Here is a 25,407-nt window from a genome sequence, read left to right on the forward strand (position 1 = left end):
GATTATTCCTCGCGAGTGACACGCAGCACTTCTTCAAGGGTGGTTTTCCCTGCAAGCACTTTACTCATACCGTCATGACGAATACTCGGCACGGTTTTGCGAATATGTTTCTCTATCGCTAGCTCTCCGCGACCGGTATGGATTAATTCACGGACATGATCATCGACAATGAGCAGCTCATGGATACCGGTACGGCCACGGTAGCCATTATGGCCACAGATCTGACAGCCTTTAGCACGGTAGATTGTACGTGGGTCATCAAATGCAATACCCAGTAGCTCTCTTTCACGCTCGTCGGGTACATGTTCTTCTTTACAGTGCTTACATAAGGTTCTGATCAATCGCTGTGCGAGCACGCCCAACAAACTCGACGAAACAAGGAAAGGTTCAACACCCATATCTTGTAACCGCGTAATAGAACCAGATGCAGTATTCGTATGCAGTGTTGATAGCACCATGTGACCGGTTAACGAAGCTTGTACGGCAATTTGCGCCGTTTCAAGATCTCGAATTTCACCAATCATGACCACATCAGGATCTTGACGCAAAATAGCGCGCAGACCACGAGCAAAAGTCATATCAACCTTGGTGTTTACTTGCGTTTGACCAATACCCTCTAACTCATATTCGATAGGATCTTCGACGGTTAGAATATTGGTATCAACTGAATTGAGTTCGGTTAAGCCTGCATACAAGGTGGTACTTTTACCAGAACCAGTGGGCCCGGTGACCAAGATAATACCGTGGGGCCTGCGGATTAACTCATCGAATTTGACACGAACAGCTTCTGTCATTCCCAGCTGAACCAGATCTAAATTGCCAGCATTTTTATCGAGTAAACGCAGTACTACACGTTCGCCATGGCTTGATGGCATAGTCGATACACGTACATCAACGGCTCGACCAGCAATACGCAATGAAATACGACCATCTTGCGGGACGCGTTTTTCTGCAATATCTAATCGCGCCATTACCTTAATACGCGACACTAATAGTGACGATAGTTTGCGGTTAGGCTTTAGGACTTCTTTTAAGATACCGTCAACGCGGAAACGCACAACAAGTTGCTTTTCATAGGTTTCGATATGGATATCGGAAGCTTCTTCTTTAATCGCTTCAGACAAGAGCGCGTTGATCAATTTAATGATCGGCGCATCATCGTCACCCTCAAGCAGATCCTCTGTTTGAGGTAGCTCTTCTGCGATGGTAAACAAGTCCATCTCGTTACCAATATCTTCCATCATTTGCTGCGCTTCTGATGAATTGGCTTGATACGCTTGGGTTAAGCGTGTTTCAAACGCAATATCCTCTAGCTTGACCAGTGGTAACGACTTGCCACTATAACGACGAGCCTCCAGCAGCGCCGATAACGGGGTGCCGTTGGTATGGTAAAGCGATAAAACGCCATGTTCATCTTTATCTAATGCAGCGTTGAATCGATGCGCAAATGCAAAGGGCAACCGCTCTTTGCTCGTCGAGTGAAAGACTTCGTCAGCTTCTGCTTCAGACACTAGCCCAAGCTCATTCGATACTTGTGCTAGTTCATCATCTGCTTGGATCTTATTATCACTCATCAGCTGAATCTTTATCAATATCAGTTGCGGTTTCTGCCTTTGCGGCCTCAGCAGCATCTTCAGCCGCTTGTGCTTTTTCTGCGTCAGTATTTTTATTCTCAGAAATACTCTTTAAAGCAGCATCTGTTTGGCGCATCTTAGTATCTAGCCCTTTACCGTCTTTATAACGATTCAGCACTTCGTTCACTTCATCGGGCAGATATGCCTCTTGATCCCATTCTTCCAGAACTGGCACATTAGAATCTGGCATCAAGTTAACACCACGCTCTTGTTGCTCAAGTTGCAGCGCACGGAAATAGTTGTACTTGCGACCTGCGATACCTTGCATGGTAATACCATCTCGAATAATCGTGGGCTTAATAAACACCATTAAGTTGGTCTTTTTCTTGCCGCTAGAAGATGACTTAAACAGATAACCAATAATCGGGAGGTCGCCCAAAAATGGTACTTTTTGTACGGACTCTTGCACTTCTTCTTTAATTAAACCACCCAGCACCACTATCTGACCTGAATCTGCCATGACAGTCGTGGTTAAACGGCGAGTGGCAAACGTAACATCGACACCAGTTTTACCGTTAATGCCAGAGACTTCTTGCTCAATGGTTAGCTTAACCGCATTACCTTCGTTGATCTGAGGAAGCACTTTTAGCTTAACACCGACCTCTTTACGTTCAACGGTTTGAAATGGGTTACTGTTACCATTACTTGAATTCTGGCTACCGGTAAGGATCGGTACTTCATCGCCCACTATGAAAGTTGCTTCTTGGTTATCAAGTGTAGTAATAGAAGGCGTTGAAAGTACATTTGACTTGGTATCGCTCGACACAGCTTGGATTAGCGCGCCAAAGTCGCCCATTGCCACGCCCCAAGCCATACCATTCACTTTGCCTAAAGCTTGTGCCAGCAAGGTGATATCACCTTTTGTATCAGGATTATCAGTACAGGTTTGATTAATTCCAGAGCCGGTACATGTTTGCGATGCTTTCTCTGGTTGTGCTTGCCAAACACCGGCACCAATTTCGCCAATGGTAGGGCCTAAGTTGTTAAACTGTGTTCCACCGCCTGCAGCCGTTGCCCACTGCACACCAAAACCAACATCGTCGCCTTCGCCGACTTCAACAATAATGGCTTCAACCAGTACTTGAGCACGGCGAATATCTAACTGATTGATCACGCTTTCAATCGTGCGCATTTGGTCAGGTTCAGCACTAATAACCAACGCATTGGTATCGTTATGCGCCATAATATTGATTTCGTTACGGCGCTTCTTAGTACCTTGAGCTGCGCCACCTTTGTCGTCCACCAGTTGTTCAGCGAAACCAGTTAACACTTCAACTAAATCCTCAGCTTTAGCGTAATGTAGATAACGTACCTTGGTATTGCCCGTGCTCGCTTGCTCAGCATCTAATTGTCTAATTAACTTAACAACACGCTGACGGCTCTTTTCGTCACCACTGACCAGAACGCCGTTAGTACGTTCATCAGCCACAACTTTAGGCGCTTGGCCTGGCATTTTGGCTTGATTAGCCGTTGAACGATAAAGAGTATCGACGATACGGACAATTTCACCCGCTGAGGCAAATTCAAGTTTGACCACTTCAACAGCGGTGTCGCCCTGTTTATCAACGCGGCGCACAATTTCAACTAACTTATTGACCACGGCAGCACGGCCCGAGATCATCAATACGTTTGATGGGTCGTAGTTCACTACGTTACCGCCACCGGCATTATCATTTAACTGACGTAGCAATGGCGCTAACTGCTTAGCTTCGGTGTTATAAAGCGCAACGATACGAGTGACCATCTCGTCACCCATTCCAGGCGCATTATCATCAGCAACTCGAATTGACGCTGTTTTAGCATCTTTATCCTTGATGACCTTAATGATGTTGTTATCCATTTCGACAACAGCGTAACCGTAGACTTGAAGTACATTGAGAAAAAATTGATAGTATTGGTCGTCATCTAAAAGGTCATAACTTCGAACATTAATTTTGCCGCGTACGGTAGGATCGACAATAATAGTGCGATTCAAGTTCTTACCAACAATGTTGATGAACTCTTGAATATCAGTGCCCTTAAAGTTAGCCGCATATTGTTCAGACCAAGCAAGTTGTGGTGCGAGTAATGATGCCCCCATGACGATGCCAGCGATTAGTCTGCGTCTAATCCTTTTATTATTCATTGTAATACGTCCCCTAAAACCTTTAATTGCGGCAAGCTCAATTATTTATTGCAGCAGCCTTTATTTTTATTGGTTGCTGCTCTTTTATTGCGGCAAGCTAAACATAATTTCGATCAGTTGACCTTCACGCTCAACCATTAAGGCAATTTCAGTCATTTCTGGTAATTGCCCCATTACTTCCAATGCTTGACCCATATTGGTCAAGTCATAACCATTAATCGATTTTGCCAAATCATTGGGCTTAAAACCCGCCTCAATAAATAGCTTTCTGTCTTTACCGGGATTGAGTCGGTAGCCCGCGATCTCTCCACCACTTTTAACGGGTGAGATTGCTAAGTAATCGGTAATTTTACTGGGATCAGCCAAGATTTGTTCACGTGACTGACTTAACTCACGGGCCACTTCACGGTTTTTACGTTGATCTATTTTTCTGCTTTTAGGTAAGCTCTTGGCTTGTTGCAGTTGCTGATTAGCATTGCTGTTGGTGTTGTATTCAAGTCCATCCAACATCAAGGTTTCGTATCTGCCACTGTTAGTGATAATAATACGATCGGCATAGACCTCTTTTAACGACGCTGATGTGCCTTTAATTTTGTCGCCCAAGCCATAGGTATCTTGGCTACCGCTTGACGCAATCACCGCTAAACCTTTTTGCTCAGTTGTTGATGCAACCACGCCAGTCAATTGAATTGACAGCGATGTTTTGGGTGCGTCGGTAATAACCTCTTCTGTTGGAGCAACTTTAGGTTTGGTAGAAGTACCGTCAGTACGCCCAAATAACCCTAAATCGTGCAAGCCTGAGATGTTAACTGCCCCCGAAACTGTCGAAGAGGCAGGTGTCGGCGTCCAGCGAGAAACAGCTGAATTTTCAGGAACTAACTTCCATGTGATCTGCGCTAATAGAAACAGCATTAGCACAACACCGATACTAAATATCGCGGAGCTAACAGGTTTTTGAGGCACTGTAGCCGCTTTAGTTAAAAACTTATCTAATAAATCCATATTTATGTGGACCCTCTGCACAGGTCTCTGTTCTGATTATGATAATTTAGCCAATCCTGACTCATGCTAACCTACACTGCACCCCGCAACAAGCCCATAACAGCAGCAATGTTGGCGATAATAGGCCAAACATGCTAACTTTACGCGCCTTAAAAGGGTGTGAAGCACGCCACTATTATACGAGTAGGGACACACTCATTTGTATCTTAATACTCAGCTTGTGAACTTACCCCTACTTTAACAAAGGTTAATCTACCACTGGAGTCGCTCATGAACGACAACGAGCAACAAGCAGAAAAAGTCAGGCTAGATAAATGGCTCTGGGCCGCACGCTTCTATAAGACTCGCGCCATCGCAAAAGAGATGATTAATGGTGGTAAAGTACACTACAACGGCCAACGTACCAAATCGAGTAAATATGCCGAGGTAGGGGCCACCATTAGATTAAGGCAAGGGTATGACGAAAAAGAGATCGTCATCATAAAAATGTCCGAACATCGCCAAAAAGGGTTAATCGCGCAAACCCTTTATGAAGAAACACCGCAAAGCATAGCTAAACGTGAGACATATGCCGAGCAAAGACGTTTAAATATACTTCATAATCCCGCTCCAGAGCAGAAGCCGGATAAGAAGCAGCGTCGTCAAATCATGCGCTTTAAAGAAAGCTAAAATTGGAATACCGAAATGACTAAAGACAATTTATATCGTTACCTGTTCGAGAACGCTAGCGTGCGTGGTGAATTGGTACAACTAGAAAAGAGCTACCAAGAAGTCATTGCAGCGCATGACTACCCACTGGCCATTCAACATCTATTGGGTGAATTGATGGCTGCGACATCACTGGTAACAGCCACATTAAAATTCAGCGGCGATATTAGCATTCAATTGCAAGGTGATGGCCCGGTATCATTAGCCGTCATAAATGGTAATAACCTACAGCAGCTGCGCGGCGTTTCTCGCTGGACTGGAGACATTGCCAATGATGCTCCACTACAAGCTCTGTTTGGCAAAGGACACATGGTTATCACCTTAACGCCTAATGATGGCGAGCGTTACCAAGGTGTGGTCGCACTCGACAAGGAAACATTGGGCGAATGTTTAGAGGCTTATTTTGAACAGTCAGAGCAGCTACCGACTAAAATAAAGCTGTTTGCAAACACTAAGCAAGCGGCCGGTATATTCCTGCAAGTGTTGCCTACTGACGGCGAGCATAATGACGATTTCGAACACTTATCAGTGTTGACTGAAACCGTTAAGCAAGAAGAGCTATTTGAGCTTGAAGCCGAGGATGTACTGCATCGCTTGTACCATGAAGAAGAGGTCCTTTTATTCGACCCTGTTGCGGTTACGTTTAGCTGTACATGTTCAAAAGAGCGTAGTGCTCAAGCGATTCGCACCGTCGCTAAAGAAGAGATTGATTCTATTATTGCAGAGGAAGGTAAAATCGAGATGGGTTGTGAGTACTGCAATAGTAAGTATGTATTTGACAGCATTGATGTCGAAGCGATTTATGCTATTGCCCCAAGCAGTGATGTCACTCAGTAGTCATTAAATTAATTAAATCGATTAAAGGCGCTCATTGAGCGCCTTTTTTATGATTAAAATCTGCCCTCCTAACATGAATATCGGGCACCATGATGTAGCAGTAGTCACTTTTTAAGCTTTTTTTTGAACTAGTGCACATATTCAATTGCGCATACGTTACAATCGCCTCAGACAAAATAGCTGGCGCCATAGACCGGCAAACTTAAACGACCCTACAGATGGAGACCTTACACATGGCGGATGGATCTAACCGCGAGTACCTTAACCTCTCTACAGGCCAATTAGTCGAGCTTGCGTTAGCACGCGGCGAAGGTGAATTGACTGCAAACGGTGCTTTAGTTGCAAAAACCGGCGAACGTTCTGGTCGTTCACCCAATGACCGCTTTATCGTGAAAGAGTCTAGCTCAGAAGCTGATATTGAATGGGGCCCCGTCAACAAGCCATTTGAAGCTGACGCTTTTACCGCCCTTTGGGATCGTGTTGAAGCATACTTAGCGGATAAAGACACTTTCGTATCGAATCTAGAAGTCGGTGCAAGTAAAGAGCATTACCAGCCTGTTACTGTAACAACTGAATATGCATGGCACCAACTATTCGCCCGTAATCTTTTCATCATTCCAGAAGAGTTTAATGCGGCTGATAAGCCGACTTGGCAGATCATCAATGCACCCGGTTTTGAATGTGTGCCAGAGCGTGACGGTACTCATTCAGATGCGACTGTCATCTTAAATTTCGCAGAACGCAAAGTGCTACTTGCTGGCCTTAAATATGCTGGCGAGATGAAAAAGTCGATGTTCTCGGTACAAAATTTCCTACTTCCAGCGAAAGGTGTATTACCAATGCACTGCTCAGCTAACGTGGGTACTGACGGCGACACCACACTGTTCTTCGGTCTATCAGGAACGGGCAAAACAACCCTTTCAGCTGATCCTAAACGTTTCCTTATCGGTGATGATGAACATGGCTGGGCACCTGGTGGCGTATTTAACATCGAAGGCGGTTGTTACGCAAAGTGTATCGATCTTAGTGAGAAGAACGAGCCTGTGATCTGGGATGCTATACGTTTCGGCACTGTACTTGAAAACGTCGTCACCGATGAGAACCGTGTACCTGATTACACAAACTCTTCACTGACAGAAAATACCCGTGCAGCCTATCCACTTGAGCACATCGCTCAACGTAAAGAGGAAAACTGCGGTGCAGAGCCTCATGCAGTTGTATTTCTAACATGCGACGTTTCGGGTGTATTACCACCGGTTTCTAAGCTAACCAAAGAGCAAGCTGCGTATCACTTCTTGTCGGGTTATACCGCTAAAGTGGGTTCTACTGAGATGGGTTCAACAGCCGCCATTCAGTCAACGTTCTCAACTTGCTTCGGCGCACCTTTCTTCCCACGCCCAGCAGGCGTATATGCTGAGCTATTAATGAAGCGTATCGAATCATTTGGTAGCCAAGTGTACTTGGTCAATACAGGTTGGACTGGTGGTCCACACGGGATTGGTAAGCGTTTTGATATCCCAACGACTCGCGCCATTGTCGATGCGATAGTCAGCGGTGAGCTAAAAGATGTTGAAACTGAGCACCTTGAAAAGCTAAACCTACATGTACCAGTGTCGGTCACAGGTGTAGACAGTAATTTGTTAAACCCAATCAACACTTGGGAAGATAAGCAACAATACGCAGAGTTTGCACAGCACTTAGCTGACAGCTTTAAAGCTAACTTTGAAAAATACCAAGTGCCTGATGCAATCAAGAATGCAGGACCAAACGCTTAACGCCAATCATTAGCGTAAGTGCTTAAAAATCCCCGTTTAGCTCAGCTAAACGGGGATTTTTTTTGACTTAAAATCGTTAGTTTAACGATTAGATTCAGCCCTTAATAAGTAAAGTGAATCAAACTTAAAGTAAAGCCTACTTGACTTACATATCAAACAAGCCTAACTTTAAGTCAAGCTTACTTTACATTACAGCAAAACAAAAGGAACTGTATCGATGAAGAACATACTAAGTGCAATCTGTGCCAAAGGGCTGCCTAAGCGCGATCTGAAAAATGCCAATCGGGTTAACCTACTGGCACTGCTTTGGGCGCTGACCCTTATGATTAGCACCTATTTAGCCAAAACGGATATGCTTGATAGCGTACTCACTCTTACTATCGCCTTTGGGATACATACCGTTATAGGTATCGCTATGCTGCTGTCTTACAAACACTTTCTCACCCAACTCGATGAATTGGAACGTAAAGTACAGCTTGATGCATTAGCGCTAGCTGTCGGTGTTGCCATTATTAGCTTTTCTAGCTATTCAATCTTAGCTAAAGCAGGTACCTTACCGCCTTTAAACAGCTCTTATCTCATTGCACTCATCGCCTTGACCTATATGGTTGGCATTATTAAAGGAAGGTTAGCCTACCGATGAAAAATCGTCTCAAAGTACTTAGAGCTGAACGAGATTGGACCCAAGCTGATCTGGCTGACAAACTCGAAGTTTCACGGCAAACCATCAATGCGATTGAAAAAGGCAAGTACGATCCCAGTTTACCGCTGGCCTTCAAAGTTGCCCGTTTATTCGAGATGCCAATTGAAGCTATCTTCGAAGATGAAACAGAAGTAGAAGTGGGTTAGGTAAATAGGTCCTCCTTACGGGAGGACTTATTCATTGGCGCAATGGATGTCTCATTCTATAGCTGCAAATACCTCACCTTTCCCTTTTCGTGGACAAAGCGACACTATCTGCGTGACTTTATGTATTTATGGTTCCAATGACCTGCGGTGGTGCTGGACAGGATCTCCGAATGTCTTGATCACATGGTCAATGATGTTCCCGACATCATAACGACATTTCCCATATCCCTATGGGTCAGATGTGAATGAGCGACCGTATGTGCAGACGCGACTGAAGCTCGCTGTCATGCTTTATGAAAGAATGGGTCACTGTAAGCTCAACGAAAACATCTGACTTCCAGAGATGGATGATGCCGGGAATAAAATTGGCCCTGTTTTCGACGGCCTCGACCACATCTTCACTGGGTTAGAAAAGTACAAGCATTCGGCCATTGAGTTCACAACAGAAAACGATAAAACTCATTGTTCCCTTCAAACTAACGGTTAACAACCATTCCCCATCAAAGTTGCCGGAGTACGTTGAAGACTTCTTATAAACCAAAGTCCTTAATGCCATACCGTAACTCGACCAATCAGCATAATTAGACACAGTTATCCTATTGCACTCATTGGCATTTTGATGAAATATAAAGGACTTATAATAATTCTAAATTGATCTAATAGATGGATATCCTATCATGCGCCTAACACCCATCCAGACGAGGAACGTCGCCCTTACTGGCCTTATTGCGCTTGCGACAAGTGCCACCAGCTTATGCACTGTTGCAGCTGAACACGACACCCCGCCTCAACTGGCAACAACTTACGTTAATGACGCCATTTTACCGCCTAATATTGAATGGCATGGAAAAAGCGAATCGCTGTTAGCGGCTCCTGACAGTGAGTGGGCGACCCCTTTTGAAAAGAACGGCCTTAAAACCAGCCCAAGTTACGACGAAACATTTGCCTGGTTAGATAAGCTCATTGCCCAAAGCGATATGCTTAAAAAAGTCAGCATAGGTAAAAGTCCACAAGGGCGTGATATTTGGATGATTGTCGCGTCCAAAGAAGGCGCCGAAGATGCCGTCACGTTACTGAAGAACAGTAAACCAAGTGTGTTAGTACAAGCGGGGATCCACTCAGGCGAAATCGACGGTAAAGACGCTGGCATGATGTTACTACGAGATATCATCTTCGGCGGTAAAGCATCGCTGCTCGACCATGCTAACTTGCTGTTTGTGCCTATTTTCAGCGTCGACGCCCACGAGCGCTCAACAGAATATAATCGCGTCAATCAGAGAGGCCCGTTAAACATGGGTTGGCGTACTACCGCCAATAATCTCAACCTTAATCGTGACTACGCTAAAGCTGATACACTCGAAATGCAGCATATGCTGCGGGCTATCAATATCTGGCAACCTGAACTGTATATTGACATACACGTTACCGATGGCATCGACTATCAGTACGATGTTACCTTTGGCTATAACTTAGCTCAAGGTCAGAGCCCTGCAAGCTATAAGTGGTTAGAGCACAGTTATCGCCCAGCAATTGAAGCTGCGCTTGTAAATGAAGGTCATACCCCCGGGCCACTAGTGTTCGCGCTAGACAATACAGACATCACTAAAGGAATGTCTTTGTGGAACGCCAGTCCGCGTTTTTCTAATGGCTACGGCGACGCACGCCATCTGCCGACCATCTTGATAGAGAACCACAGCTTAAAACCGTTTAAGCAGCGAGTACTTGGCACTTATGTCATGCTCGAAGCCACGTTGAAAACCATTGGCAAAGAATCAACCAAGCTAAAGACTGCTATTCAGCAAGATAAGTATCGCTACTCGCCACGACTCACATTAACTTGGAAACAAGAACAGCAGAAACAGGGTTGGGACTTCAAAGGCATCGGCTACTCAATGGAGCAAAGTGCCATTAGTGGTAGCGAGATTGTGCGTTGGAATGGTGAGCCCAAGCTATACGAGAACTTACCAGTGATTGGGGGGACTAAAGCAGATATCAAAGTTAATCGTCCAACGGCGTATTTTGTGCCGCCTCAATGGACAGACGTAATTGAGCGATTGAGTATTCACGGTATCCGCATGACCACCCTCACCAAACCAAGCAAACAAAAGTTGCAACAATATCAATTTGCAGGCGCTAAGTTTGGCACTGCTGATTACGAAGGCCACCAGCGCGTCGAAGCCAAGGTCAGTAGCAACAACATCACCACAACGTTACCCGTCGGTACAGTCCGTATCGATACCGAGCAACCTTTGGGTGACTTAGCCATACTGCTGCTTGAACCACAATCGCCTGATTCACTGTTTCAGTGGGGTTTCTTTAACCCTATTTTCACTCGCACCGAATATATTGAAAACTACGCGGTTGAACCACTGGCGGCCAAAATGCTTAAACAAGACCCAGCATTGCAAGCTGAGTTTAATGAAGCATTAAAAGACAGTGAATTTGCTGCCAACCCTAAGGCAAGACTGCGTTGGTTCTATGAGCGTAGCCCTTACTATGATAACGAATACCAAAAGTACCCAGTACTGCGCAGTAACTAGCTTGTCAGATTAAACCTAGATAAGCATAGCTTTACATTCACTTAGCTAAAAGCAGCGCCATAAGGCGCTGCTTTAGTAACGCCTATCTAGCTCAAGCTTTCTTGAATCCTGAGATGGCATAGGTCAGCGGTAAACGCTGGCCTTGCTGCTCTACATAAAAACGCTCGCATTGTGTTTTACCTGCCGGTAACTCGACTTCAACAGCCTCTTTGGTTAGCCCCTCAAAACAGTCATAGGGGCTGAAGGGAAACTCATTGAATGACTCAATTTCAATACCTGCACCAATCAACGCATTAATGACATCTGATAAAGAGTGCGCCCAACTGACAAAAGTATCGGTTTCATCTGTCGCATTCTCGGTGTAGGTAGCCTCATCTTCGATATCGGGTTCATCTTGATGAAAATAGCTATAACCTTCAAAGGCAGCCTGAGCTGGATGAAACTCCACCATATAGAACTGGCCACCAGCCTTGAGCTTACTCGCTACAGTCTGGGCCCACTTGTCTAAATCCGGTAGCCACACGATGGCGCCATAAGAGGTAAACACGATATCGAACTGGCCAGCCACCTGCTCCGTCACCTTATAGACATCGGTACACACAAAGTCAGCATCCAACCCTGCTTGAGTTGCCAATGAATTGGCTTGTGCAATCGCCGCGATAGAAAGATCCACACCAGTCACCTTGGCGCCAAGTCGCGCCCATGACAGTGTATCTAAGCCAAAATGGCACTGTAGGTGTAATAAGCTTTTGCCTGCTACCTTCAACGCCGCTAGCTCTATCTCTTGTAAAGAGCTGTTACCCTCTAAAAAACCAGCAACATCGTAGAAATCTGAAGTGACGTGCGTTTGTACGCGGCGATCCCAACCTTGTTGGTTTACTGATAAATAATCCATGATTTTGGCTTCCATTCTAATAGTGCTAATTTGATTCTTTACTATCAAGGCCTTGAGGAAAATCACCACTAATGTTGATTTTGGCCAACTTGATGAGCTAATTCACCACTGCAAATTAAGATAACAATAAAACATCATAATTAAAACAATTAGATAACCACTTGGCACGTTACCTGCAAACATTAAAAAGCAAAGCAGTATGACTAAATATTGATCACTAAAATAAAAAACAAAAATAACAAGGACATCTTCTAATGAAACTACTCTCTAGCCTTTTTGCCGCAGCGATTACGCTAACCCTCTCCGGTTGCATCATCAATGTTAATGGCGCGAGTGCCGGTCCTATGGATCACCAGAAAAAAACAATTAAGATTGAAGCCGCTGGCATCGACACACTCATCGCCGATACGGGTGCTGGAGACTTGAAGATCCAAGGCATTGAAGGACTCACTCAGATCACCGTCATTGCCGACATATACACCTATGGCGATGTTAAAGCCGATTTAAGCTTAAATAGAAAGGGGAGCAACGCAAAATTGATCGCCGAGTTTGACAGCAATATCAACTTCAGCCGCTCTCCCTATATTGATTTAACCATTCAAGTACCCGCCACTATGATGCTTAAGCTTGAAGATGGCTCTGGTGATATTGAGATCAAAGATGTCTCAGCAAATATCGACCTTGAGGATGGCTCAGGTGATCTTTGGATTCAAGGCGGACATAACCTCAGCATCATCGACGGCTCTGGCTCAGTATCAATTAGCAACACCACAGGCAAGCTCACCCTAGAAGATGGTTCTGGGTCTATCAACGTAAAAGGGATCGGTGGCGATACCAACATTAATGATGGTTCTGGAGATATGACGGTCACCAACATCAATGGCCATGTCGTTATTGACGACGGCTCTGGTGACATCGAAGTCGACAACACCAAAGGCCTTAGCATTGTTGATTCAGGTAGCGGCGACCTCAGCGTCGACAATATCAACGGCTCTGTGAGCATGAACTAATTCGGCATTGAGTCGAATTAGTCATCCAGATAAGCGATTCAAACTCGCTTTTAAAACTAACTCTTAAATGAGTAAACCTTCCCGGCGCAGGTGCTGTTGTCGATTAATGTGCTTACCGGTCAGTTATGCTGACCGAAAGCACACTAGAGTACAGCAGTGCCCTGCCCACCCCATTTAGCTTTATCTCAGCGACATCCCCTATCTAAAGCCTAACTCCGAAACATTGAAATTGATGGTGCCAATGACCTGCGGCCAACGGCAGTACAGATATTCCCATCGAATATTGGCGGCTGAGGGTTGTATCTAAGATCTCAAACAACAAGGAAATAGGTTTTACCCCAATCAAGTGAAAGATGGACAATAGTTAACTTTACATAACAAATTAAAGGTTTACTGTTTTTGACTTAATATCCCACACTATAAATGATTAAAAAATGTCTATGAAAAAGATATTAGTTCCTCTATTCATCGCGCTTGGCGTTAGTGCTTGCGACACCAATAAATTAGATCTAACTGACCTTAATCAGGCCCAAAAAGACCAGCTTGGTGAGGTTGTCAGTGATTACCTCGTTCAGCACCCTGAGTTCTTAATTAAAGCGTCTGAGAAATTAAACCAACAGAAAAAAGCTGAAATGGCCCAGAAAGCAGTTGAAGTTGCGGTCTCAATGGCCAAACAACTCACTCAAGACAAGAAAACACCTTTTATAGGTCCTCAAGATAGCAAAGTAAGTGTTATTGAGTTTTTTGATTATCAATGTGTATATTGCTCAAAAATATCACCGATTATTACGCAATTGATCCAAGATAATCCTGATGTGAAATTTATTTTTAAAGAGACGCCCATATTCGCGCAACGCTGGAAGCCTTCTATGTATGCAGCAAAAGTAGGTCAATGGATTTTTAAACAAAAGGGCAGCAAAGCCTATATGACTTACCATGACAGTATTTTTGCTACTGGAAAGAATGAAGGAAAGCTCACTAAAGCAGATATTAATCAGCAAGCACAACTTGCTGGTATCCAAATAGCTGATTTTGAAGCCGCTGAACATAAAACTGATGGTATAGATGATAATTACCAACTTTTTTCTCAGCTTGGTTTCCAGGGAACACCTGCACTTATTGTGATGCCAACGTCTAACCCAACCGCAGAGAATATAAAAATAATCAGTGGATTTAACCCTGATAAATTAAAAAATACCATTGAGGAAATGAAAAAAAGTCTTCAATAACCCAGAGAAGATATGAGAGGGAGCTGACCTAATGTTGTCGCAAAATTGAAGCCCCTCCATATACCTGATAAACACAAAATAGCCAAACTAAAAGCGACCTCAACGTCGACAATATCAACGGCTCCGTGAGCATGGGCTAATTCGATATTGAGTCAAATTTGTCATCCAGATAAGTGATTCGAACTCACTTTTATAACTCATTCTTAAAATTTGGTCTAAAATTAACTCTTAACAGAGCAAACTTTCACGGCGCGGGTGCTGTTGTCGGTTAATGTGCTTTCGGTTGGTTATGCCGACCGCAAGCGTATTAAAGTACGACAGTGTCCTGCCCACCCTTTCAGGATCTCAGCTGGATTATCAGCTGAGGTTCGATAATCTCCTTCAGCTTTATCGTCACTCCGTAATCCAAAGTTAACTTCAATATTGTTGGTTCCAATGGTCTGCGGTGATGTTGGGTACTATTCGTGAACACATGATCAGTGATGCTCCTTACATCATAATGACACTCCTCATATCGCTATAGATCAACTCAAAATGAACAACCTGATGGCCAGATACACGCTTTAGCCTAATATGCATGAAACGCCACGACATGTATTTTGTCTTGAAGCTAATGAGCAGCTTGATACATCTGTGGTTCCAATGACTGCGGCCAGCGCATGTGCAGACGCTACTGAGGCTCGCCGCAAGTTCGTCTGACCTCCAGGGATGGAGGGAATGCCAAATTCTGTATGGAACAGAATTGGCCCTGTAAGCTCTACGATGGCATCCATGCCATCAAAGGCCTCAGCCGCATCTACACTGGTTTATAAAAGCACAACGGTCCAACATTTGTGTTTTCAATTTAAAAAAACTAGATCCAACTCTAAATCCGAAGCTATCAAATAACACCCACTTCCCCATCGAAGTTGCCGAAATACAGAGATAAAAATGCCGTAGAACCATCATGGTCTTTCCCGTGCATCCATGCACTTCAAGACATTCAGGCATCCTGCCTATCAGATGATGGTTCAAGCTCGGGGTACATGGATGTACCATCTGAGTCGTTAGGCGATTTTTGTTGGAGTATGAGGCTCGTACCAAATGCATGTAACTTCGTCGGGGCGTCGTGGTGGATGCAAGGAGGATAAGGACGAGCAGTGTGTGGGCGAAGCGCCACGACTTTGGTCAAGCGCAGCTTGATACTCTACCTTCTATGATTCCAACTGCTAGCCACAAACACTCGACAGAATGTCGGAATGCCCAATGGTTAACCATCGTTGGCTATCAACGCCAACTTCTTCGACCTTGGCCACTTCTTTAACGCTATTTCTCGTTTAAGCGCATCACTGCGACCGCCTACCGTTTCAGAGTAGACCAAGCTCAACGGGCCTTTACCGCGTAAGAACTTGGCTGACTTGGCATTACCACTCTGGTGTTCGTTAAAGCGCCGTGCAACATCCGTGGTAACGCCTGTGTATAGGTGGCCGTTTGCACAGCGCACCATATACAAAAACCAGACTGACTCGGTTGCCACTACTTAGCAGTTTCCTTATCCAGACTCTTATCTAAACCATTACCTAAACCTAGCAAGCCAATGAAGAAGGCGTACTCTTGTGCTTTGTCTTCATATTGGCGATAACGACCACTCTTACCCCCATGTCCCGCTTCCATATCGGTATCAAACAGCAGCACATTATCGTCCGTCTTCATATCACGCAGCTTCGCAACCCACTTCGCAGGTTCGAAATACTGCACCTGTGAGTCATGCAAGCCTGTCGTCACCAACAAGTGGGGGTAGGCTTGTGGTGTTACATTGTCATAAGGCGCGTAACTCAGCATGTAATCGAAATAGGTTTTCTCGTTCGGATTGCCCCATTCGTCATACTCGTTGGTCGTTAGCGGAATAGATTCATCCAACATAGTGGTGACCACATCCACAAACGGCACGTGAGCTGCAACCGCAAAATAGCTTTGTGGTGCTTGGTTTATCACTCCGCCCATTAACAAGCCACCCGCACTGCCACCCGCCGCAACGACTTTGTTTTTATCGGCATAACCTTGCGCAGTTAATGCTTGGGTAACATCAACAAAATCATTAAAGCTATTTTGCTTATTGAGCATACGACCATCGTCATACCAACTACGCCCAAGCATTTCCGAACCTCGAACATGCGCGATGGAATACACAAAGCCGCGATCGAGCAAGCTTAAAATCGAGGAGCTAAAGTCGGGTTCAACCGTATAACCGTATGAGCCATAGCCATACTGATACATTGGGTTAGTACCGTCCTTATTGAACATATCTTTACGGTAGACCAGGGTTACCGGTACCTCTTTACCGTCTCTGGCTTTAATAAAGACACGTTCTGCTTGGTAAAGCTCTGCATCAAAGCTACCAAGCACTTGTTCTTGCTTAAGCAGTTGGCGTTGATTTGGTTCGGTGAGATCATACTCATAGACAGATTCAGGCGTGGTTGGGCTAGAGTAATACACTCGAAGTTTATCACTCAGTTGGTTGGCATTCACATCAAAGCCGACAACATAGGCAGGGTCATTGAATTTAAGCTCAAAGCCCGCGGTGATATCAAAGTTTTGGTTTTTTACTGGGTACACATGGATCCGACTGATACCACGCTCACGTGTTTGCACCACCATGTATTGCTTTAACAGTAAAACGTCTTCAATTCTCGATTGCTCATCGTGGCCAATCACATCTTGCCAAGCGTGTTTGTCAGCAGCTTGATCAACCGCCACTTTCATTAATCTAAAGTTACTCGCCTGCCAGTTGGTTAAGATGTAATAGCTATCACCCAATTTAGAGACTGAGTACTCATGCCCCTCTTCGCGAGGCAGTACCGGCTTAAACTCGCCTAAGGCTGCATTGGCATTGAGCATTAACACTTCACTGGTAACGGTACTTTCAGCGTACAAGGCAATCGAGGTTTCATCGAGCGATTTGCCTAGGCCAATGTAGAATGTGTCGTCTTTCTCTTCATACACCAATACATCTTCAGTTTGAGCCGTCCCTAGCTTATGACGGAACACTTGATATCCGAGCAAAGTTTGTGGATCTTTAGCGATATAGAATAGATGCTGATTGTCATTTGCCCATACCACGTCCCCGTCAGTGCCTTCGAGCTTATCTTTGATTAGCTCACCACTGTTAAGATCTTTAAAATAGAGGGTGTAAATTCGGCGACTAAGCAGATCTTCAGCAAACACCAATGTCGTTTCATCAGGGCTGACCGACACCCCGCCTAAACCATAAAAATCATGACCCTTAGCGCGCTCATTGACATCGAGTAACACCAACTCTTCACTGCTTGCCAACTCGACTTTTCTGGCAACAACTGGGTATTCAAAACCTGCTTTGTAATAGCGGTAATACCAATGGTTATGCCAAAAATAAGGCACACTCGACTCATCTTTATCGAGTCTGCCAATCAGCTCTTCAAATAACTGTTTTTTGAGTGCGTCGTAAGGCTTAAATTGCGCCACGGTATATTCATTTTCAGCATTAAGGTGAGCAATGATTTTAGGGTCTTTACGCTCATCGTCACGCATCCAGTAATAGTCATCGACACGAGTTTCACCATGCAGCTCCATGATATGCGGAACTTTGTCAGCTTTAGGGGGTTCGATTTGTGGTTTTACGGTCATATTAGTACATCCGAGTAGCATTACGGTGCTTAGTGTAAGAGCGAAAATCAATTTCATGTGGCACATCCTTATGGGCAAAAGTATCGCGGCGAGACAATTCATCACCATGGCCACACTTCTGTATTCGCCAGCTTGTCATTTTAATCAAATTGACGCAACATGGCGGCGCTTATCTAATCAACAAACGTAAGATAAGCATAATTCTCAGGGCGGGGTGTAACTCCCCACCGGCGGTAAGTTATTAACTGATGACCGATTTCATTGAATGAAGTGGGCCATTACGACATAAAAGCCCGCGAGCGCCTACCGATACGACAAGAGGTCCACAGGTAGGGTCAGCAGATCTGGTAAACACGCCTTAGTGATGACGCACGTCATATTGAGGTTGCACCTACTCCAGAGCCGACGGTAATGAATACTACAGCGCACTATGTCGCTGCATGTACTAAGTCCGGATGAAAGAGAATATAAGAATACGCTAGTCATCCAAAGTGCTTTTACGCATTGCGGTGAATACGCACAGCTCTTATTAAGCATATGCCTTTGTCATTTTTATATGACCAAAGTCACATGTCATTTTCTGTACGCCCTGATTCTGGCAACCCAATGTAGTTTATTAAAGGATGTTAACCATGAATCAGTCTTTACTCGCGCCTTATGGCAATGCTATCGAACGTGTCAATGCAGCACTTATCGCCCTCCAACAAGGAAAAGGCGTCTTGGTTGTTGATGATGAAGATAGAGAAAATGAAGGCGACCTTATCTATGCAGCAGAAACACTAACCAATGAGCAGATGGCGCTATTAATTCGTGAATGCAGCGGCATTGTATGCCTTTGCCTTACCGATGAGCGCATTGCGCAACTTGAGCTGCCCCCCATGGTCGCTAACAACAACAGCCAATACGGTACAGCCTTTACGGTCAGCATCGAAGCTAAAGTTGGTGTCACCACTGGCGTATCGGCAGCAGATCGAGTCACCACGGTAAAAGCCGCTATCGCTGATGGCGCAAAACCTGATGATCTTGCGCACCCAGGGCATGTCTACCCGCTACGTGCTCGACCTGGTGGCGTATTGGAGCGTCGTGGCCATACCGAAGGCACCGTTGATTTAATGAAGCTTGCTGGATTGAAACCTTTTGGCGTTTTGTGTGAAGTGACTTTGCCCGACGGCACGATGGCGCGTTTACCTGAGATTATCAGTTTTGGTCAGCAACATGATATGCCCGTACTGACGATTGAAGACATTGTGGCTTTTCGTAACTCGCAGTAATGCCGTTGAATAACCATTGAATTAGCTGCTCTAACTTCTTGTTCCACGCTCTAATTATACCAGTAGACCGCATTTTTATGCGGTCTACTTCTTTGCCTAGATCTATTCCCCTCAAAGATAAAATCGCTTAAGCGAAAGCATTTTTCTAGCCAAGCTAACGATAAGATAATTTAGCAACAACGCATCTATTAGCATTTCAGGTAATTGACAGTGTCAAAAAAAAACCAATTAGAAGAAAGTTTTAGTCACTGCATTGACACTAACAACTAAATTCGTGACCTAGATTAGACTTTGGTGAATTAACTGAGACACCACAATCTTGATATGGTTATTATTTGGCGCGTTTTTAATCTCATCTTTTTATTTTTAATGATTAAAACAACAATGTTGATAATTAGAGTATTACGCGAAAGGGTTGTCGCCGAATGTTAAGCCTATTGAACCGCTTAAGCTTTAAACAAAAGCTATTCTTATTTGCCTCATTGCCAATGTTTATATTGGTGGTGTTTGCTGTGCTGCATTCCATATCGCTATTTAAGCAATATCAAAGTGCCTCCGCGAATGCGTTAACCACCCAGGTCACTCTCGGCGTTGAGAACGTCATTTTCGAGCTACAAAAAGAGCGCGGTTTATCAGCTGGCTACTTAAGCAGTGGCGGCAAAAAATTTGCCACTGAGCTACAGCAGCAGTGGCAAACCACAGATCAAGCATTACAAAATTTAGCCCATAACAGCTCACTTAAGAACGTAATACAAACCAGCCAAGACGACTATCCGTTAATGATTGCACTACAGGAGCGGATTGACCGCAGCAGTGCTGAACGCAAACGCTTGACACAGTTTCGTCGCCAAGTGCTCAATCTCGACAATAGTCAGTACTTTAATTATTACTCGCAACTAAATCAAAAACTGATCAATTTTGCCTCGCAACTGCGCTTGAAAAGTGAAGATTCCTACCTAGTAATGATTCAAGCCGATCTTGTAAACACCTTAAAAATCCAAGAGCTAGCAGGGCAAGAGCGCGGCTTAGTCAACCAGCTGCTTGCGGCGCCAACAATAAACCTTGACTCATACGGTGCCATTTTAAGCATCAGCAACCAGCTTAATAATTCCATTAACAACGCTAGATTGTTAATGACAAAAGATAATCGCACTAAGTTGAATGCATTTTTGAATAGCCCTGAACAACAAGAGATCCAAGCGTTACGACAAAAACTACAACAACAAGTTGGCCTCATCAAACATGCACGCATCATTAGTGATCTCATGGGCCATCAGGGCTTAATGCATGACTTCTATCGCTCAGTCACATCGGCAAAGCAGACGGATAACATGAGTTTTGAGCAGCACTATGCTGAACTCGGAATAGCCCTTACAGAGATTAAGCGCAAGCAAAACTTAACTGAGCATCAACTGCAACTCATTGCCGCTCTTGAACGCACTGTTGATCGTTACTCTCAGCACCTACAGCAGATTAAAAGCACGCAACAGCCATTCCTGAGCACCACAACAATTGTGGATGAATACACGGCAATGCATCAAGCCTTACAGCGATTACAAAACCAAACCCCAGTGATTAGCAGCGCACATTGGTGGTCAATGGCCAGTGCGGGGATCGAATTGTTGCATCAAATGAACATTCAACTGACAGAGAAAATAGCCCGTCAAAGCGATATCGAAAAACAACAGATTTTGTACTCTCTGTATATTAATCTGCTCACTGGCATATTGTTTTTCTATATTATATTTATCTTAGGTAAATACATCGGCAATAGCCTTATCAATTCAATCACCGTCATAGTACGTGATGTTGAAAAGATGGCAAAAGACCCAAATCTACAGCTGAAAATTGAGATTAAAGGCAACGATGAATTAGCACAAATATCCACCGCACTTAACCAAATGCTAAGCGAGCGCACGCTGGCCCAAATCTCATTACAACAAGCATCTGCGGTATTTGAACACTCTGCCGAAGGCATTATGGTGACCGATGCCGACAATCGTATCGAGTTGGTCAACCCCGCTTTTACTAAAATCACCGGTTATAACCTTGAAGACGTTAAAGGGCATAAACCGAGTATTTTAAGCTCCAACCATCATCATCCACAATTTTATCGTCAACTGTGGCAATCACTGGCTGACACCAATCATTGGGAAGGCGAGATCTGGAATAAGCGCAAAGATGGCAACGTTTATCCAGAGTATCTGTCGATCACTGCAGTAAAGAATGCCCAAGGTGATATTTGCCAGCACATAGGTTTATTCCTGGATGTGAGTAACCATAAGCAGTATGAACAAGACTTGTGGTACAAGACTAATTACGATTCACTGACTAAGCTGCCTAATCGCCATCTGTTTTCATCACGATTACAGCACGCCATTGATACCGCAAGCCAACATCAATCTCAGATTGCCGTTTTCTTAATCGATTTAGATCGTTTCAAATTCATTAATGAACTGCATGGTCATGCCGCTGGTAACAAAATCCTCAAACAATCAGCCATGCGCCTTGAAGCCGTACTGGGGCCGAAAGATTCTATTGCTCGTATCGGTGGCGATGAATTCGCCATTATCTCACCGCAACATAATACAACTGAAACTGCAGAGCATCTGGCGCAGAAACTAACAGAGGTGTTAGGGCAACCGATAAAGCTCGATGCGATTGAAAGTAATATATCCGCCAGCATCGGGGTCTCATTCTACCCAGAAGATGGCCAAGACATAGAGACGCTACTGAGAAACTCCGAAACTGCGATGTACCAAGCCAAGCGAGATGGCCGAGCACATTTCCAGTACTTCTCACCAGAGATGAACGTGGAGATGTTAGCGCGGATGCGACTCGAGCAACGGTTACGAAAAGCAGTAAAACAGTCTGAATTTTATTTGGAATACCAACCCGTTGTTGATATGCAGCGCGGCACAGTTGCCAGCGTTGAAGCGTTGATCCGCTGGCGAGATCCTGAGTTTGGCATTATCTCTCCCACGCTCTTTATTCCCATCGCTGAAGAGGCTGGGTTGATTGAATCGTTAGGGGAGTGGATTTTAAATCAAGCGCTTACCGACTTGGCTCTGTGGCATTCACAAGGTCATATGCTTAAAGTCGCCATTAACGTGTCTGGCCGCCAATGCATTAACTCTAATGGTCGCAGTTTTTATCAGATACTCAAGCAAGCGTTAGCACACCACTGCATAGCACCGCATTACTTGCATGTAGAGATAACAGAAAGCATGCTGATTGAAGACAAGCCTTATAGCTTACAGATCCTTAACTCGATCAGGCAGCTTGGTATCGATATCTACCTCGATGACTTTGGCACTGGCTATTCGGCATTAAGCTATCTTAACCAATTCCCTATTTCAGTGATCAAAATTGATAAGAGTTTCATCGATAACGCAACGGTTAACCAGTCTGATGCCAAACTCGTTAAAGCCATTGTTATGATGGGGCAAAGTTTAGAGATGCCACTTGTGGCCGAAGGAATCGAAACCGAAGAGCAATGGGATTTTTTACAAGCGCTCGGCTGCGACTATGCCCAAGGCTACTTAATGTCTAAACCATTATCCAGTGAAAAACTGCTTACCTTTCTTGAAAATGAAACCGCCATTAACCGTATCATTAACCGCAAAGCACTTAGCTATGTCGTTAATTAAGCTTAACCCTTTAGCGGTTATAAATTAAGCCCATAAAAAAAGAGCAGCCTAGCTGCTCTTTTTTTATGTACTAGCCGCGATTAAGCAGTGCTAGACATCACGCTGGCAGACTCTTCAACCGCCATTTGTGCTAAATCTTTATCGACGAAGAACAAGGCTTTGCCGTCTTCACCCACCAAACGAATTTTATCTACGATTGATTTGAATAGTTTCTCTTCTTCATGCTGCTCTGAAACATACCACTGCAAGAAGTTAAAGGTAGAGTAATCTTGATTAGAGAATGCTGCGTGAGCAAGCTCGTTAATCTTTTTAGTGATCAATTGCTCGTGCTCATAAGTGTATTCGAATAACGCCAGCAAAGAAGGGAAGTCAGCCTGTGGCGCTTCAATCGTCCCTAACAGTGGCATGCCACCTGTTTCACTGACATAAGTGAACAAACGGTGCATATGCCCCATCTCTTCATCAGCATGGGTGCGCATAAATTTAGCCGCGCCTTCAAAACCTTTGTCTTCACACCATGCACTCATCTGTAAGTACAGGTTAGAGGAGAAAAACTCCATGTTGATCTGGTCGTTTAATTGGTCAATCATCTTCTGGGCCAACATCTTAATTCCTCTGACTATTCTGTTTATGGTCGCTATTGTTATCAAGCTAGCGTAGAAATGCAATGAAATTTACTTAAGCTACTGTTTAATAAATAATAATGGTTTTCATTCACATAAAGAGGTGATTGCTAATATTGCGACTGTATGATTAAAAAACTCAAAAGAATCAGCCCTTAGCCTGAGCTGGCAAAAAGATAAAGTAATCGATGTAAGCCATAACCGAACGCTGATTTATTTGTCCTGTGGTAAGAAAAATAATCATAAAGCTGCGATCAGCTGTTAAAACTGCCAAGCAGATCATAGTCATCTACAATCACCATGGCATAATGCGCTATATTCGTTTTTACTTAACGTACTCTTATTAAGCCTCAAGGATAGATAGATGCAGACTCATGCAGACCCGTGTTCTCAACCTAGCCTAATGCATCCCACGCTGGCTATCGTAAAATTACTAGAGCAAGTGCAGCCGGTCACCGATTCAGAAGTCGTGTTACTGACACAAGCCCTAGGACGCGTCTTAGCTGAAGACCTAGCTTCTCATGTCGACCTACCTCCTTTCGACAACTCAGCAATGGACGGCTACGCCTTTAATTTTGATGAGCTTGACCCTGCTAAGCCGTTAACGCTTATCGGCGACTCTTTTGCCGGGCACCCGTTTACAGGCCAATGCGTTAAAGGCGGCTGCATTCGCATTATGACTGGGGCACCGGTTCCGGCTGGCTATGACACCGTTCAGATGCAAGAAAAAGTGACTGCTGACGGTACAAACATCAGCATTGAAGCGCCAAAGAAAAAAGGGGCAAACGTCCGCTATCGCGCTGAAGAACTCACTATTGGCACCAAAGTTCTTAAAGTAGGCACCCATATCGGGGCAGCCGAGATGGGAGTGCTTGCAACGATAGGCGCAAGTCAGTTACGTGTATTTCGTCCACTCAAAGTCGCTTTTTTCTCAACCGGTGACGAATTGCGCCCCGTCGGCAGTGAGCTTGGCCCTGGCCAGATTTACGACTCAAATCGATACAGTATTCAAGGCCTACTCAGCCGCGCTAACGTTGAGTGGATAGATCTCGGCGTCATTGAAGATGACAAAGAAGCAATTCGCCAAGCCTTTAAAACAGCTTCAGTAAGTGCCGATATGGTACTGACATCAGGCGGTGTTTCAGTCGGTGACGCAGACTATACCAAGCAAATTCTTGACGAAGAGGGTGAAATCACCTTTTGGAAGCTCGCCATTAAGCCCGGCAAACCGTTTGCATTCGGTCACTTAGGTGATGCTGTTTTCTGTGGACTTCCAGGCAACCCTGTTTCCTCTATGGTGACGTTTTACAAGCTTGTTTGGCCACTACTGCAAAAAATGCAAGGCCTACCCCAAGTTAAACCTGTCACATTCAAGGCCACGCTAACCCAAGATATTCGCAAGTTTCCTGGCCGAATGGAGTTCCAACGGGCGGTACTGAGCTATAACGAAGAAGGTGAAGCACAAGTCGCCGTCACTGGCGGACAAGGCTCTGGCATGTTGACTTCAATGACGTTAGCCAACTGTTTTATCATCTTAGAGCAAGATTGTGATGGCGTAGCCGCAGGCGAACGAGTGACGGTTGAGCCCTTCAATAGCGTACTAGCGTAAGAGACAAA

The 25,407-nt window shown here is 44.6% G+C and carries 17 protein-coding genes, 1 pseudogene and 1 riboswitch; of the genes and pseudogenes, 11 read left to right on the forward strand and 7 right to left on the reverse strand.

The features are described 5' to 3' along the window. Nucleotides 1-2 precede the first annotated feature (2 nt). From gspE to gspC, 3 genes are all read right to left on the reverse strand, one after another. Nucleotides 3-1,574 carry a type II secretion system ATPase GspE gene (gene gspE, locus CXF83_RS00460; RefSeq protein WP_101091930.1) on the reverse strand — a complete coding sequence of 524 codons (1,572 nt, stop codon included), beginning with the start codon at nucleotides 1,572-1,574 and terminating at the stop codon, nucleotides 3-5. Continuing rightward, nucleotides 1,567-3,759 (reverse strand): type II secretion system secretin GspD, encoded by a 2,193-nt coding sequence (gene gspD / locus CXF83_RS00465; RefSeq protein ID WP_101091931.1) that lies wholly within the window; start codon nucleotides 3,757-3,759, stop codon nucleotides 1,567-1,569. Before gspD ends, gspE begins: the two co-directional genes overlap by 8 nt. A gap of 84 nt (nucleotides 3,760-3,843) precedes the next feature. Further along, nucleotides 3,844-4,761 carry a type II secretion system protein GspC gene (gene gspC, locus CXF83_RS00470; RefSeq protein WP_101091932.1) on the reverse strand — a complete coding sequence of 306 codons (918 nt, stop codon included), beginning with the start codon at nucleotides 4,759-4,761 and terminating at the stop codon, nucleotides 3,844-3,846. 270 nt (nucleotides 4,762-5,031) lie between these two features. Between gspC and hslR the strand changes: the two genes are divergently transcribed. The 6 genes from hslR (at nucleotide 5,032) to CXF83_RS00500 (ending at nucleotide 11,470) form a co-directional block, all read left to right on the forward strand. Next, complete coding sequence (gene hslR / locus CXF83_RS00475; RefSeq protein WP_101091933.1) at nucleotides 5,032-5,430, forward strand: ribosome-associated heat shock protein Hsp15; 399 nt, start codon at nucleotides 5,032-5,034, stop codon at nucleotides 5,428-5,430. 15 nt (nucleotides 5,431-5,445) lie between these two features. Beyond that, nucleotides 5,446-6,306, forward strand: coding sequence for an Hsp33 family molecular chaperone HslO (gene hslO / locus CXF83_RS00480; protein WP_101091934.1), 861 nt, complete (start codon nucleotides 5,446-5,448; stop codon nucleotides 6,304-6,306). 233 nt (nucleotides 6,307-6,539) lie between these two features. Continuing rightward, the gene (locus CXF83_RS00485; protein WP_101091935.1) at nucleotides 6,540-8,081 is read left to right on the forward strand and encodes a phosphoenolpyruvate carboxykinase; all 1,542 of its coding nucleotides are present in this window, start codon (nucleotides 6,540-6,542) and stop codon (nucleotides 8,079-8,081) included. A 217-nt stretch (nucleotides 8,082-8,298) separates the two neighbouring features. Continuing rightward, nucleotides 8,299-8,724 (forward strand): hypothetical protein, encoded by a 426-nt coding sequence (locus CXF83_RS00490; RefSeq protein ID WP_101091936.1) that lies wholly within the window; start codon nucleotides 8,299-8,301, stop codon nucleotides 8,722-8,724. Then, nucleotides 8,721-8,930, forward strand: coding sequence for a helix-turn-helix transcriptional regulator (locus tag CXF83_RS00495; protein WP_101091937.1), 210 nt, complete (start codon nucleotides 8,721-8,723; stop codon nucleotides 8,928-8,930). Before CXF83_RS00490 ends, CXF83_RS00495 begins: the two co-directional genes overlap by 4 nt. Before the next feature lie 677 nt (nucleotides 8,931-9,607). Beyond that, on the forward strand, nucleotides 9,608-11,470 hold the full coding sequence (locus tag CXF83_RS00500) for a M14 family metallopeptidase (RefSeq protein ID WP_101091938.1): 1,863 nt from the start codon (nucleotides 9,608-9,610) through the stop codon (nucleotides 11,468-11,470). A gap of 91 nt (nucleotides 11,471-11,561) precedes the next feature. Here CXF83_RS00500 and CXF83_RS00505 read toward each other — a convergent pair whose 3' ends face one another. After that, nucleotides 11,562-12,365, reverse strand: a complete 804-nt coding sequence (locus CXF83_RS00505; RefSeq protein WP_101092011.1) for a class I SAM-dependent methyltransferase — start codon at nucleotides 12,363-12,365, stop codon at nucleotides 11,562-11,564. A 254-nt stretch (nucleotides 12,366-12,619) separates the two neighbouring features. Here CXF83_RS00505 and CXF83_RS00510 point away from each other — a divergent pair, with 254 nt between their 5' ends. Then, entirely contained in the window at nucleotides 12,620-13,375 is a 756-nt protein-coding gene (locus CXF83_RS00510) for a hypothetical protein (protein WP_101091939.1), read from the forward strand. Between the two features lie 434 nt (nucleotides 13,376-13,809). Continuing rightward, on the forward strand, nucleotides 13,810-14,604 hold the full coding sequence (locus CXF83_RS00515; RefSeq protein ID WP_232774994.1) for a DsbA family protein: 795 nt from the start codon (nucleotides 13,810-13,812) through the stop codon (nucleotides 14,602-14,604). A 1,249-nt stretch (nucleotides 14,605-15,853) separates the two neighbouring features. Here CXF83_RS00515 and CXF83_RS00520 read toward each other — a convergent pair. After that, a pseudogene (locus CXF83_RS00520) lies at nucleotides 15,854-16,108 on the reverse strand (GIY-YIG nuclease family protein); the annotation flags it as partial. Nucleotides 16,109-16,119: 11 nt separating this feature from the next. After that, nucleotides 16,120-18,303 (reverse strand): S9 family peptidase, encoded by a 2,184-nt coding sequence (locus CXF83_RS00525; RefSeq protein WP_101091940.1) that lies wholly within the window; start codon nucleotides 18,301-18,303, stop codon nucleotides 16,120-16,122. A 139-nt stretch (nucleotides 18,304-18,442) separates the two neighbouring features. Beyond that, nucleotides 18,443-18,717, forward strand: a riboswitch (FMN riboswitch). Nucleotides 18,718-18,878: 161 nt separating this feature from the next. On the opposite strand from CXF83_RS00525, the gene ribB reads away from it, so the two are divergent. Both ribB and CXF83_RS00535 read left to right on the forward strand, forming a co-directional pair. After that, nucleotides 18,879-19,517, forward strand: coding sequence for a 3,4-dihydroxy-2-butanone-4-phosphate synthase (gene ribB, locus CXF83_RS00530; protein WP_101091941.1), 639 nt, complete (start codon nucleotides 18,879-18,881; stop codon nucleotides 19,515-19,517). 425 nt (nucleotides 19,518-19,942) lie between these two features. Then, nucleotides 19,943-23,167, forward strand: a complete 3,225-nt coding sequence (locus CXF83_RS00535; protein ID WP_101091942.1) for an EAL domain-containing protein — start codon at nucleotides 19,943-19,945, stop codon at nucleotides 23,165-23,167. Nucleotides 23,168-23,247: 80 nt separating this feature from the next. Here CXF83_RS00535 and ftnA read toward each other — a convergent pair whose 3' ends face one another. Further along, nucleotides 23,248-23,772, reverse strand: coding sequence for a non-heme ferritin (ftnA, locus tag CXF83_RS00540; RefSeq protein ID WP_101091943.1), 525 nt, complete (start codon nucleotides 23,770-23,772; stop codon nucleotides 23,248-23,250). 382 nt (nucleotides 23,773-24,154) lie between these two features. Here ftnA and moeA point away from each other — a divergent pair, with 382 nt between their 5' ends. After that, complete coding sequence (gene moeA / locus CXF83_RS00545; protein WP_101091944.1) at nucleotides 24,155-25,399, forward strand: molybdopterin molybdotransferase MoeA; 1,245 nt, start codon at nucleotides 24,155-24,157, stop codon at nucleotides 25,397-25,399. Nucleotides 25,400-25,407: the final 8 nt, after the last annotated feature.

The sequence above is a fragment of the Shewanella sp. Choline-02u-19 genome (assembly GCF_002836205.1).
In the GTDB taxonomy this organism is placed as follows: Bacteria; Pseudomonadota; Gammaproteobacteria; order Enterobacterales; family Shewanellaceae; genus Shewanella.

Bases quoted from the DNA above. Each gene is read 5' to 3' on its own strand.
- gspE (WP_101091930.1), bottom strand. From the start codon at position 1,574: ATGAGTGATAATAAGATCCAAGCAGATGATGAACTAGCACAAGTATCG.
- gspD (WP_101091931.1), bottom strand. From the start codon at position 3,759: ATGAATAATAAAAGGATTAGACGCAGACTAATCGCTGGCATCGTCATG.
- gspC (WP_101091932.1), bottom strand. From the start codon at position 4,761: ATGGATTTATTAGATAAGTTTTTAACTAAAGCGGCTACAGTGCCTCAA.
- hslR (WP_101091933.1), top strand. From the start codon at position 5,032: ATGAACGACAACGAGCAACAAGCAGAAAAAGTCAGGCTAGATAAATGG.
- hslO (WP_101091934.1), top strand. From the start codon at position 5,446: ATGACTAAAGACAATTTATATCGTTACCTGTTCGAGAACGCTAGCGTG.
- CXF83_RS00485 (WP_101091935.1), top strand. From the start codon at position 6,540: ATGGCGGATGGATCTAACCGCGAGTACCTTAACCTCTCTACAGGCCAA.
- CXF83_RS00490 (WP_101091936.1), top strand. From the start codon at position 8,299: ATGAAGAACATACTAAGTGCAATCTGTGCCAAAGGGCTGCCTAAGCGC.
- CXF83_RS00495 (WP_101091937.1), top strand. From the start codon at position 8,721: ATGAAAAATCGTCTCAAAGTACTTAGAGCTGAACGAGATTGGACCCAA.
- CXF83_RS00500 (WP_101091938.1), top strand. From the start codon at position 9,608: ATGCGCCTAACACCCATCCAGACGAGGAACGTCGCCCTTACTGGCCTT.
- CXF83_RS00505 (WP_101092011.1), bottom strand. From the start codon at position 12,365: ATGGATTATTTATCAGTAAACCAACAAGGTTGGGATCGCCGCGTACAA.
- CXF83_RS00510 (WP_101091939.1), top strand. From the start codon at position 12,620: ATGAAACTACTCTCTAGCCTTTTTGCCGCAGCGATTACGCTAACCCTC.
- CXF83_RS00515 (WP_232774994.1), top strand. From the start codon at position 13,810: ATGTCTATGAAAAAGATATTAGTTCCTCTATTCATCGCGCTTGGCGTT.
- CXF83_RS00525 (WP_101091940.1), bottom strand. From the start codon at position 18,303: ATGAAATTGATTTTCGCTCTTACACTAAGCACCGTAATGCTACTCGGA.
- ribB (WP_101091941.1), top strand. From the start codon at position 18,879: ATGAATCAGTCTTTACTCGCGCCTTATGGCAATGCTATCGAACGTGTC.
- CXF83_RS00535 (WP_101091942.1), top strand. From the start codon at position 19,943: ATGTTAAGCCTATTGAACCGCTTAAGCTTTAAACAAAAGCTATTCTTA.
- ftnA (WP_101091943.1), bottom strand. From the start codon at position 23,772: ATGTTGGCCCAGAAGATGATTGACCAATTAAACGACCAGATCAACATG.
- moeA (WP_101091944.1), top strand. From the start codon at position 24,155: ATGCAGACTCATGCAGACCCGTGTTCTCAACCTAGCCTAATGCATCCC.